Origin of the sequence: Cellulosilyticum ruminicola JCM 14822, assembly GCF_001311925.1 — a bacterium.
GTDB lineage: Bacteria > Bacillota > Clostridia > Lachnospirales > Cellulosilyticaceae > Cellulosilyticum > Cellulosilyticum ruminicola.
This window is the reverse complement of record NZ_BBCG01000082.1, coordinates 1-11,890: the sequence shown is the minus strand read 5'-3', so window position 1 is coordinate 11,890 and position 11,890 is coordinate 1. Positions and strand designations below refer to the sequence as shown.

At 34.6% G+C, this 11,890-nt stretch carries 12 protein-coding genes and 2 pseudogenes; all 14 read right to left on the bottom strand.

Annotated elements, in window-relative coordinates:
• Positions 1-297: 297 nt before the first annotated feature.
• Positions 298-519 (bottom strand): hypothetical protein, encoded by a 222-nt coding sequence (locus JCM14822_RS16790; RefSeq protein WP_054743586.1) that lies wholly within the window; start codon positions 517-519, stop codon positions 298-300.
• Between the two features lie 124 nt (positions 520-643).
• On the bottom strand, positions 644-1,198 hold the full coding sequence (locus JCM14822_RS16785) for a Maf family protein (protein WP_054743584.1): 555 nt from the start codon (positions 1,196-1,198) through the stop codon (positions 644-646).
• Positions 1,199-1,296: 98 nt separating this feature from the next.
• Complete coding sequence (locus JCM14822_RS16780) at positions 1,297-1,560, bottom strand: DUF4321 domain-containing protein (protein WP_054743582.1); 264 nt, start codon at positions 1,558-1,560, stop codon at positions 1,297-1,299.
• Positions 1,561-1,785: 225 nt separating this feature from the next.
• Positions 1,786-2,679: an RnfABCDGE type electron transport complex subunit B gene (locus JCM14822_RS16775; protein ID WP_083461532.1), complete on the bottom strand. Its 894-nt coding sequence runs from the start codon at positions 2,677-2,679 to the stop codon at positions 1,786-1,788.
• Positions 2,680-2,691: 12 nt separating this feature from the next.
• Positions 2,692-3,266, bottom strand: a pseudogene (gene rsxA / locus JCM14822_RS16770) (electron transport complex subunit RsxA).
• 12 nt (positions 3,267-3,278) lie between these two features.
• A complete protein-coding gene (rsxE, locus tag JCM14822_RS16765; RefSeq protein WP_083461531.1) occupies positions 3,279-3,875 on the bottom strand; it encodes an electron transport complex subunit RsxE in 597 nt (198 codons plus the stop codon).
• The gene (locus JCM14822_RS16760) at positions 3,875-4,435 is read right to left on the bottom strand and encodes an RnfABCDGE type electron transport complex subunit G (RefSeq protein ID WP_054743580.1); all 561 of its coding nucleotides are present in this window, start codon (positions 4,433-4,435) and stop codon (positions 3,875-3,877) included. Before JCM14822_RS16760 ends, rsxE begins: the two co-directional genes overlap by 1 nt.
• A 1-nt stretch (position 4,436) precedes the next feature.
• Positions 4,437-5,387, bottom strand: coding sequence for an RnfABCDGE type electron transport complex subunit D (locus JCM14822_RS16755; protein ID WP_054743578.1), 951 nt, complete (start codon positions 5,385-5,387; stop codon positions 4,437-4,439).
• 15 nt (positions 5,388-5,402) lie between these two features.
• Positions 5,403-6,722 carry an electron transport complex subunit RsxC gene (gene rsxC / locus JCM14822_RS16750; protein WP_054743576.1) on the bottom strand — a complete coding sequence of 440 codons (1,320 nt, stop codon included), beginning with the start codon at positions 6,720-6,722 and terminating at the stop codon, positions 5,403-5,405.
• A gap of 136 nt (positions 6,723-6,858) precedes the next feature.
• The gene (locus JCM14822_RS16745; RefSeq protein ID WP_054743574.1) at positions 6,859-7,425 is read right to left on the bottom strand and encodes an ATP-binding protein; all 567 of its coding nucleotides are present in this window, start codon (positions 7,423-7,425) and stop codon (positions 6,859-6,861) included.
• A gap of 215 nt (positions 7,426-7,640) precedes the next feature.
• Complete coding sequence (locus JCM14822_RS16740) at positions 7,641-8,798, bottom strand: phosphoglycerate dehydrogenase (RefSeq protein WP_054743572.1); 1,158 nt, start codon at positions 8,796-8,798, stop codon at positions 7,641-7,643.
• Between the two features lie 2 nt (positions 8,799-8,800).
• A pseudogene (gene serC, locus JCM14822_RS16735) lies at positions 8,801-9,888 on the bottom strand (3-phosphoserine/phosphohydroxythreonine transaminase).
• 124 nt (positions 9,889-10,012) lie between these two features.
• Positions 10,013-10,948, bottom strand: a complete 936-nt coding sequence (gene argF / locus JCM14822_RS16730) for an ornithine carbamoyltransferase (RefSeq protein WP_054743570.1) — start codon at positions 10,946-10,948, stop codon at positions 10,013-10,015.
• A gap of 241 nt (positions 10,949-11,189) precedes the next feature.
• Positions 11,190-11,890, bottom strand: a 701-nt coding sequence (locus tag JCM14822_RS16725; protein WP_054743568.1) for a peptide transporter, incomplete at its 5' end; no start/stop codon positions are given.

The following is an 11,890-nucleotide window of genomic DNA, read 5'->3' as shown; positions in this document are numbered from 1 at the left end:
GTTAACGCTTAGGATATTTCATAATTCAAAAGTTGCCTTCTGTGGATAAACTTTTTTATTTTTTATAAAAAAGTTCAAAAAATGGCGTCATTCAGTTCAGCCAGTAAAATTTGATATTTTTATCCACAGGCTTTGTTACAATATTTTTCTTTTAATTACTTAGAGTTATGCTGATACAGTTTGATTTTTTTGAACATCATTTAATCTTGACGCAAGCAGGATAATGTAATACCACTAGCAGTATCAACTAATGCATGCATTTTCCAACCAAACCATTTAATAAAGTTACCATTAGTGTTAAGAGAACTTTAAGACTGGAATATGTTCTACTTGCATAGCAATAAGCGCCATAAGAAGTTGCTTTTTAGAATAGCCTTTAGGACCTCGTCTTGAAAAAGATTCAGGGTATATTTCAAGAAAAAATGTAAAATCAATAGAAGTCAATATAGCCTCAAGTTTAGTAAGAGGTTTCAATTCGTAAAATTCGTCTAAAGTAATTAAAGATTGTTGTCGATACATATTTAACAGTTTACTCCTGTCGATGTGGATTATTTGCTTAAAATGTATATCGAATCGAGGTAGGCTGTTTTTTATATGCAATATAAACATTGTAAAATCAAGGGATAAAAATTATGAAATTATCTCATTTAATAATCTTTAATGTTTCATAAAGTCTATGCACTGGTAATCCCATAACATTATAATAATCCCCATCAATATGTGAAATATATAATGCCCCTTTACCTTGAATGCCATAGCTACCTGCTTTATCCATAGGTTCTTTAGTGCTCACATAATAATCAATTTCTTCATCACTTAACGCTTTCATCGTTACATTTGTTGTTTCTACAAAGGTGTGATCAATCCCTTTACTTTTTTGAATAAGTGCTACACCTGTACATACCTCATGGGTTCTGCCTGAAAGCTTACGAAGCATCTCTTTAGCTTCTTGCTTATTTGTTGGTTTGCCCATAATCTGACCATCCAGGCATACTACTGTATCGGCGCCAATTACAAGCTTATCTTCATTTTCCTGCGCCACTGCTAAAGCTTTAAGCCTTGCAAGGTCTTGTACATTCTTCTGCGGTGACGCTTTAAGGTCAATAATCTCTTCTACTTCTTTTGTTTGAATTGTAATTTTATCTACTAATAATTTAATTAATTCATGTCTTCTAGGAGACGCTGATGCTAAAATCATTTTTAACTCCTTTATTTTCTTTTTATATTACTTATTATGAAATAATCTTCGTATTTTATTTATAACATAATTAAAACTATTTCTTTAAGATTAGTTACTTATAATTTACGATAAACAAATACACCTAATAATAACCCTAAAATCGATGCAATGCTTAAATTAAATTTAATTTGTAATGAAAACCATATCACACCTAAGTTTACTTGTACAGGGGTATCTAAACCAAATTGTCCTGCATAATTCATCCAATTTAAGACTTGAACATTACGACACAATTCACCTACAAAATAACCTACTGTAAGTCCTGACAATAAACACAAGATAAGTACACCTGTTCGCTCAACAGCTTTACCGTTTGCCATACCAGAATCCCTCTCCTCATTTGTATATTTATTTCATTTTCCTAACCTCTTATTTAAGTATACTATATTCCTATATAAGCGTCACCTATATTTGTTTTAAAAATTACTTTTTATGGTATTTTACACATTATGAGATATATGTTTTTAATACTTAAAGCCCTTTCACTTTATTACGCTAAGTGAAAGGGCTCTTATCATATCGTTATTTAACCTAAACTTACACCATTACATAGATGCAGTTGACTTAGCTGGTACATCTGCCACATTAGGCGTATTAGGTTTTTTAGGTATTGTTGGCATATCTAATTTTTCTTTCATAACTTCCTCTAATAAGTTAGAGATAGCTTTTGTAGGACATTTTGCAGCACATTTACCACAAGAAGTACATTTTTCTGGATCAATAGTTGCAAAGTTATTAGCCACTGTAATAGCACCATTTTCACATTGACGTGCACAAAGTCCACAGCCCATACAACCTACTTTACAGTTATCTTTTACAGCTTTCCCTTTATCTTTAGATACACAGTTTACATGATAACTTGTAGAGATTGGTAACACATGAATAACTTGTCTTGGACATTCTCTTTGACAAGCACCACAACCTACACATTTTTCTTTATCAATCACTGGAAGACCCTCTTCCATATGAATTGCACCAAATTGGCAAGCTGCCGCACATGTCCCTAGACCTAAACAACCATAAGCACACATTTTAGGGCCACCACCCACTAAGTTAGCGTCTTTACAAGTTTGAATCCCTGCGTATTCAAATTTTGCTTTGGCATTTTCATGATTTCCTTTACATCTTACAACAGCCACTTGCTTTTCACCTGTAGCTGCTTCAATGCCCATGACTTTACTAATTGCTTCTACTTGTTCGCTATTACAAACAGGACAACCATTTACGGCACTTTCGCCACTTGCAATAGATTTTGCCATAGCATCACAACCTGCAAATCCACAACCACCGCAGTTTGCACCTGGTAAACATTCTCTAATAGCTTCTACTTTTTCATCTACTGGTACTGCAAATTTCTTAGCCGCAATGCCAAGTACAATCCCAAAGAGTAGCCCAATGCCTCCAATTAAAAGTACAGGAGTTAAAATTCCTTGTAACATCTTTTCCCCTCCTTATTTGATTAAATTTGAAAAACCTGCAAAGGCAATTGCCATAAAACCAGCTGTCATAAGGCAATTGGTAAGCCTTTAAATCCAGATAGCACATCATTGTCTTCGATACGTTCACGAATTCCTGCCATAAGGACCATAACAATTGTGAAACCTACAGCTCCACCTACACCATTTACAACAGATTCAATAAGTGAATAGTTATTTTGCATATTTAAGATAGAAACACCAAGTACAGCACAGTTTGTTGTGATTAAAGGTAAGAATACCCCAAGTGCACTATAAAGTGCTGGACTTGTTTTTTGAATAACCATTTCTACGAATTGTACAAGTGATGCAATCACTAAGATAAATGCAACAGTGTATAAGTACTCAAGTTTAAATGGTACTAAAATAAATTTATATACTAAATAAGTAAACATAGATGCAAGGCTCATAACGAAAGTAACTGCAGCACCCATACCGACAGCTGTATCTACTTTTTTAGAAACCCCAAGGAAGGCACAAATCCCTAAAAACTTAGAAAGTACAAAGTTATTAACAAGTGCCCCACCAATAAAGAGTAATAACAAGTTCATCTTTAATCCCTCCTAATGTTTTTTAGCCTTCAATGTATTTAAGATTGCCATTAAAATAGCAAGTGTAAAGAATGCACCTGGTGCTAAAATCATAATAATAGCTGGTGTATAATATGCTGGCATAACGCGGATACCAAATAATTCACCTACACCTAATACTTCACGGATAATACCAATTACTGTAAGAGATGCTGTAAATCCAAGTCCCATACCAAGTCCATCAAAAATTGATGAAATAGGACCATTTTTGAAAGCATAAGCTTCTGCACGACCTAAAATAATACAGTTAACAACAATCAGTGGAATAAATAAACCAAGCGTATTATATAAATCTAACATATAAGCTTTTAATAATAACTCAATCATTGTTACGAAACTTGCAATGATAACGATGAATGCTGGGATTCTGATTTTGTTTGGAATCACTTTTCTAAGAAGTGAAATTGCAAAGTTTGAACACATCAGTACGGCTGTTGTTGTAAGTCCCATGGCAAAACCATTTGTAGCACTTGTTGTAACGGCTAAAGTTGGACACATCCCTAATACTTGCACAAATGTAGGGTTATCTGTCACTAAACCAGCTTTAAGTCTTTCAACTAATTTACTCATTATAAATCCCCCCATTCTGCGCTATGTGCGTTTATGTACTCTGTAGCTGCATTTACAGCGTTTGTTACAGCTGTTGATGTAATAGTTGCCCCTGTAATGGCTTGAATTTCTGTATCAGCTGGTGCCACTTTTGTCACTGTAAGTGGTGCCACTTTTCCTTTGAATTGGTCAGAGAATGTAGGTTTTTCAGCATTTGCACCAAATCCAGGTGTTTCTGAGTGACTTAAGATTTTAATACCTTCTACACTACCTTCTTGATTGAAGGCTACTAACATTTGAATCGCACCGCCGTAACCATTTGGTGTTACTTTTGCGACATAACCCATTGGAGCACCACTAGATTTTGCAACGAATATTGCAGCTACATCGCCTTCTGTAGCGCCTTCCACTTCTACAAACTCATCAGCATCTGTTAAAAGTGCTTTCATTGCTTCCATTTGTGTTTTCGCATTATTTTCTTCAATAATAGGTTTTGTTACCTGATAGATGCCACCTAAAAGACCTGTACAAATACCTGTTATAAGGAAAAGAATAACGCCAAGCTTTAAAATATCTTTCATGCTATTTTTCCTCCCCGAAACGTTTTTGTTTAATGTAACGATCGATAAGTGGTACTGTTAAGTTCATAAGTAAGATACTGTAACTTACACCTTCTGGGTAACCACCCCATAATCTAATAACTGTTGTAATAATACCAGCACCTACTGCAAAGATGATTTGACCTTTTACAGTCATAGGTGTTGTTGTATAGTCAGTTGCCATGAAGAATGCCCCAAGTATTGCCCCACCTAAGAAAAGTGATTCAAAGCTAAGAAATGTGCCCATACCACCAAAGATAAGTGTCATGACAAAAATAGTTCCTAAATAACAAACTGGAATATGCCATTTAATCACACGACGTGCAAGTAAATAAATACCACCAATTAAAAGAGCTAAAGCTGATGCTTCACCAATACACCCACCTACATTTCCAATGAAGGCATCCATGAAACTTGGCATTTGATCAAATAAATCATTTTTCATCAGTTCAAGTGGTGTCGCACCTGTTACCGCATCGGCTACAAATTTACCTGGAATAGTTTCTGTAAAAGTACGCATAGCTGTAGGATAAGCAGCTAAAAGCGCTGCACGTCCTGCAAGGGCTGGGTTGATAAAGTTTTGACCGATTCCACCAAAAATTTGTTTTGCAAATATAATTGCCACAAGTGAACCTACAATAATTGCATAAATAGGTGCACCCACAGGCATATTAAAAGCAAGTAAAATTCCTGTAACCACAGTACTTAAATCTTTAATTGTGCTTGGTCTTTTAAAAATCTTTTCCCATCCCCACTCAAAGAAGACACAAAAAGCAACACAGAGTGCTGTTACAAATAATGCACGCATGCCATAAAAATAAATTCCTGCAATAAGCGCTGGCATGAGGGCAATAATTACATCTAACATAATACTCTTTGTTGTATGTTTTGCTCTAACATGTGGTGAAGAGGATACTGTTAACATCTTTTCCATTGTTCATTCTCCTTTTTATTTTTTAGCACGCGCTGCTGCTTTGGCTGTACGAATACTTTGTACTAAATCTCTTTTAGCTGGACATGTAAATGAACAGCAACCACATTCAATACAATCCATACCATTATTTGCAAGGAAAGTATCAATATGTCCATGCATAGCCGCACGGTGAAGTGTATTTGGTACAAGAGACATTGGACAAACATCTACGCATTTACCACAACGGATACAAGCTGTTGTTTGATCCTTGCTCATTTCTTCTTCTGTAAAGCATAAAATCGCAGAAGTTCCTTTTACAACGGGTACATCAATATCACTCATGGCAGTTCCCATCATAGGACCACCTGCAATAATTTTCACAGTACGTTCTGGATCCCATCCTGCTTTTTCAAGTAATTGACGGTATGAACAACCAATTTTTACTTCTAAGTTACAAGGATTTTTAACACCGCTACCAGATACTGTTACAATACGTCGCATAATAGGACGTCCTTTTACAACTGCACGATAAATCGCTACAATTGAGTCAATGTTATGTACAATACATCCTACATCAATAGGAAGTTTGCCACTTGGTACTTCACGTTTTGTTGTGGCGTAGATTAAATGTTTTTCAGAACCTTGTGGATATTTTGTATGAAGCAACGCCACTTCAATGCGTTCTTCTTTTGCTGCAAGTGCTTGAAGTTTATTTACTGCATCCATTTTATTATCTTCAATACCAATAATGGCTTTTGCATCTTTAAAAACACTTAAAAGTACTTTAAGCCCACCTATGATTTCTTCGCTACTCTCTAACATCACACGGTGGTCAGAAGTTAAATAAGGTTCACATTCTGCACCATTAATAACGATATATTCAGCTTTTTTATCTTTTGGTACAGAAAGTTTGACATGTGTTGGGAATGTTGCTCCACCCATTCCTACAATTCCTGCTTCTTGAACTATTTTCACAAGTTCCTCTTGTGTTAAATTTGAATAGTCAGGTTTAGCATTTTGAGCCATTTCTTCTGATTCTTCAAATTCACCATCCTGCGTAATCACAACGCACATATCCTTTGTTCCGCGATGTGTTATACGTTCTTCTACAGCTTTTACTGTACCCGATACGCTACTATGGATTGGTGCTGACACAAAGCCACCAGCTTCCCCAATTTTTTGTCCTACAAGCACGCGGTCACCTTTTTTTACAATTGGTTTAGCGGGTGCGCCAATATGCTGAGACATTGGGAAAACTAATTCATCTAGCGGCATTAAAACTTCAATCGCTTTATTTTGCGTTTCAGTTTTATGATAGTCTGGATGAATACCTTTTTTGAAGGTTAATATATTCATATAGATCCCCCTTTGTTTTTTTGATAATTTAAATTATATCATTTTAATCCAAACAAATAAACAAATTTGTAATTTTATTTACCTTTTCAACGAAATTGTGTATTTCTATTCAAAACAGCTCGTTTTTTGTATATTTTTAGTTTATTTTTTCACAAGCTAAAATCATATTTTCATTAATATAGTCTTTCAGCCATAGGAGAATTTCCATTTTCTGAATCTCCACATCACCTAGAATTTCTTTTATCTTATTTGTATTCATCTGAAAGCTATTTACTTGTTTTTCTTTTCTTTCATAAATATATGTATAAATATACTGAATCTCTGGATGTCCCATAATGAGTGTCATCATCGTGCTCCCTATATCTCCTAAAGGGGTTCTATCAATATGACTATAACACATTTGTGCTGTCACCATGGTTCCTTTTCCCTCTTCACTTGTAATATGTAACTGGCCTTCACAAAGTTCACAGCGATGAGCTAAAAGTGGTAATCCTAATCCAACTTTTCTCGTGCTTCTTGTCGTTACAAAAGGGCTTGTTACACTTTGACACATTGCTGCTGGCATCCCCTTGCCATTGTCTTTAATTTCTATAACCAATTGATTCTTCACAGTTAACTCACTAACTGTAATTTCAATAAGCGTCGCCCCTGCCCTTATACTATTTTCCACAATATCTAAGATATGAAGTGATAAGTCTTTCATCTTTTCCCCCCTATAGCCTGCTATCCAAGGATTATTTATGCATTAAAATTTTACTTCTAATATATGTCATCGCTTCATAAATTACTACCGTTTTATAGGCACCTTTCTCTTTTAGGCATAAAAATAGTTATCCACTTAAACTTGGATAACTACCTTTTAATCTATTTTGTAAAAAGTATCTATAAGACATATTATAGATACTTTTTGCATATCAATTATTTTTTAAGAAGACGTACACTAATCATATTTTCAATGCCTTCAATTTTTGCAACTTGTGCTTCTGATACAGATGTATCTGTATCAATTAATGTGTAAGCAAAGTCTCCACGGCTTCTATTTGTCATATCGCAAATATTGATACCTGCTTCTGCAATGATATTTGTAATTTGACCAATCATAGCTGGTGTATTTTTATGAATCATTGCAAGACGGCAGTCTGTACCCCATGCCATTTGACAAGCTGGTAAGTTAACAGAGTTTGTGATATTACCATTTTCTAAGTAATCTCTTACTTCTTTCACAGCCATAGCAGCACAGTTATCTTCTGATTCAGCTGTAGAAGCTCCTAAGTGAGGAATTGTAAGGATTTTATCATTATTCATAACGTCTTCTACCGGGAAGTCTGTTACATATTTTGCTACTTTACCACTTTCAAGAGCAGCTTTTAAACCATTATTTTCTACAAGTGTGTCTCTTGAGAAGTTAAGGATACGTACGCCATCTTTCATTTTAGCAAATGCATCTTCATTAAGCATATGTTTTGTAGCATCTAAAAGAGGTACGTGAATTGTAATATAATCAGCTTCTGCAAATATTGTCTCAAGATTTGTAGCATGTTTTACATTTCTTGAAAGTCCCCAAGCTGCATCTACTGAAATATAAGGGTCATATCCGATTACTTTCATACCAAGTGAATTTGCGGCATTTGCAACCATAACACCGATAGCACCAAGACCGATTACACCAAGTGTTTTGCCTAAAATTTCTTGGCCTGCAAAAGCACTCTTACCTTTTTCTACTTGTTTTGCCACATCAGATTCTAATGTACGTACCCAGTTAACACCACCTACAACATCACGAGAAGCTAATAAAAGACCAGCAATTACTAATTCTTTAACAGCGTTAGCATTTGCACCTGGTGTATTAAATACAGCAATACCTTTTGCTGCACATTCCATAATAGGAATATTGTTAACACCTGCACCAGCTCTAGCAATAGCTTTTACGCTTTTTGGAAGTTCCATATCATGCATTTTAGCACTTCTTACTAAAATCGCATCAGCGCCTTCTACTGTTTCAGTAACTGTATAATTTTCGTCTAATAAAGATAAGCCTGCTTTTGAAATTTTATTAAGTGTGTAAACGTTATACATGATTATGCCTCCTTATTTTCTACTTCGAATTTCTTCATGAAATCTACAAGTTTTTGTACACCTTCAAGTGTCATAGCATTGTAAATACTTGCACGCATACCACCAACACTTCTGTGTCCTTTAATATTTACAAGACCTTCTTTAGCTGCTTCTGCTACGAATTTTGCATCAAGGTCTGGATTACCTGTTACAAATGTTACGTTCATTAATGAACGGTCTTCTTTAGCTGCTGTACCTTTGAATAACTCTGATTGATCAATGTAATCATAAAGAAGTGCAGCTTTTTCACGGTTTCTTACTTCAAGAGCTTCTACGCCACCTTGCCCCTCAATCCAATCGAACATTAAACCTAACATATAAATACCATATGTTGGAGGTGTATTGTACATAGAACCATTGTCAGCCATTAATTTGTAATTAAGCATTGCAGGTACTTTTTCATCTACTTCACCAATAAGGTCATTACGGATGATAACAAGTGTAACCCCTGCAGGTCCTAAGTTCTTTTGTGCTCCAGCATAAATCATACCGAATTTAGAAACATCAACTTTTTCTGAAAGGATGCAAGAAGACATATCTGCTACTAAAGGCACATTACCTGTTTCTGGGTATTCATGGAATTTTGTACCATAAATTGTGTTATTCGCACAGATATAGAAATAATCTGCATCTTGACGATATTCAGATGGGTCTACTTTTGGAATATAGCTGTATTTATCTGCTTTAGATGAACCAACTACTTTAATATCTCCATATTTTTGAGCTTCTTTAAGTGCTTTAGAAGCGAATGCACCTGATTCAATATAATCTGCTTTCTTAGAATTTCTAAGTAAGTTTAATGGAATCATGGCAAATTGAAGAGAAGCTCCACCTTGTAAGAAAAGTACTGTATAGTTATCTGGAATGCCCATGATTTTACGAAGTTTTGCTTCTGCTGCTTCAATGATTGCTGCATATGGTTTTGAGCGGTGGCTCATTTCCATAACACTCATTCCTGCATCTTTATACTCTACTAATTCTTTTTGTGCCTTTCTAATACCTCTAATGGTAACGCTCCTGGTCCTGCTGAAAAATTAAATACTCGCATCACATTTCCTCCCAAGTTTTCTGTTTATTTTTGTATATTTTATTATATTTATTTATTATCAAGATTATATTCTCAATTTTAAATTTAGTCAATATTTCTAAAATATTTTTCTAGAATATAGGACAAATTATGACAAGGTTGCAACCATGACAGCTTTAATAGTATGCATACGGTTTTCAGCCTCATCAAATACCACAGATTGCTTACTTTCAAACACTTCCTCTGTTACTTCATAACCTTTAACAGCTGGTAAACAATGCATAAATAAGACATTAGGATTACCTGTCTTTTGCATCATTTCACTATTTACTTGATATGGTTGTAATAAAGCAATACGTTCTTTAGCTTTTTCTTCTTCACCCATAGAGAACCATACATCTGTATAAATAACATCTGCACCTTTTACAGATTCAATATCACTTGTAATTGTTACTTTCGAACCGCTCTCTTTTGCATAGCCTTCACATACTGCAACATGATTTTTATCTGGCCATAATGCTTCTGGTGCTAAAACAACAATATCTACACCCATTTTTGCACAACCAATCAGTAAGCTATTTGCCATATTAAAACGACCGTCCCCTACAAAAACAAATTTCTTACCTTTTAATGTCCCTAAATGCTCTTTCATTGTTAGAAGGTCAGCTAAAATTTGTGTAGGATGATAAAGGTCAGTAAGTCCATTATATACAGGTACTCCACTATATTTTGCAAGATCTGTTACAACTTCCTGTGAAAATCCTCTAAATTCAATGGCATCAAAGAAACGTCCAAGTACACGTGCTGTATCGGCTACACTTTCTTTGTGTCCTAATTGAATATCATCTTTTCCTAAGTATTCTGGGAAAGCCCCTTCATCATTACAAGCTACTGTAAATGCGCAACGTGTACGTGTAGAAGGTTTTTCAAAAATAAGTGCTACATTTTTACCTGCTAAAAGATTACCTTTCACACCCATGCGTTTTTTAGCTTTTAGCTCCGCTGCTAAATCTAATAAATAGCCAATTTGTTCTGGTGTGAAATCATGTAATGTTAATAATGATTTTCCTTTTAATCCAAACATAGTCTACCTCCGTATATTTATAAATTTAACTGCATTTTTATTAAGATTCTACAATTATACATAAGTAAATTATAAAAAACAATAGTTTTTTAAATTTTTATAGATTTATATAAAATTATATAAATCTATATCAATTGAATTTGATTTAGTTATATCTTTTTAACTATTTTTTATAATTGCTATTTCTGCTTATGCATGACCCTTTACAAATAATTTATTTAAGTATCTGATCTTATTAAGATCAATAAATCATAATAGCCTGATGCACCTCAACTAAATATTTCTTAAAGTCATATCCCACGAAATACTTGGAATCAATTACATCTTCCGAGACTTCTTCCTTGCGATAAAAAGGTGGACAAGGATTTAAAACAGCACCTTCATTGGCCTTTTGCATGACTTCCTTTGTAATCCGGAAATCTTTAAAATCTACTAAGGCCTTTGACGGTATTGAATCTGTACAAATCACATCTTTTTCTTGAATAGCTTTATCCAGGCTATAATATGTTTTCACCCCTTCTATCTCATAACCTTTTGGGCAACACGCCGAAAACTCAAGTCCCAGCACCTTAGCTGCTGCTTTCCAAGTATATCCGATATTGCCTGCTAGGCCACAAAACAGATATTTATCCTTTAGAAAATCTTTTCTAATCTTAGATAAGGCATATAAATCTGTCATAATTTCACAAGGATGATTCTGGCTAGTCATAGCATTAATCACAGGAACCTTTGAATACCCTGCTAACTTCTTAAGCACATCCAATGCTGGATATCTTATAACTAATAAATCTGCCCAGTTATTTAAGTAGCCACAGACATCTCTTAAGTCTTCTTTTTTATCAATTACCTCATTTGAAAATGAAATAACCTGTCCGCCTAATAAATAAATGCCTCTTTCAAAGGCTACTCTTGTACGCACACTTGATTGAGGCATAAATAATA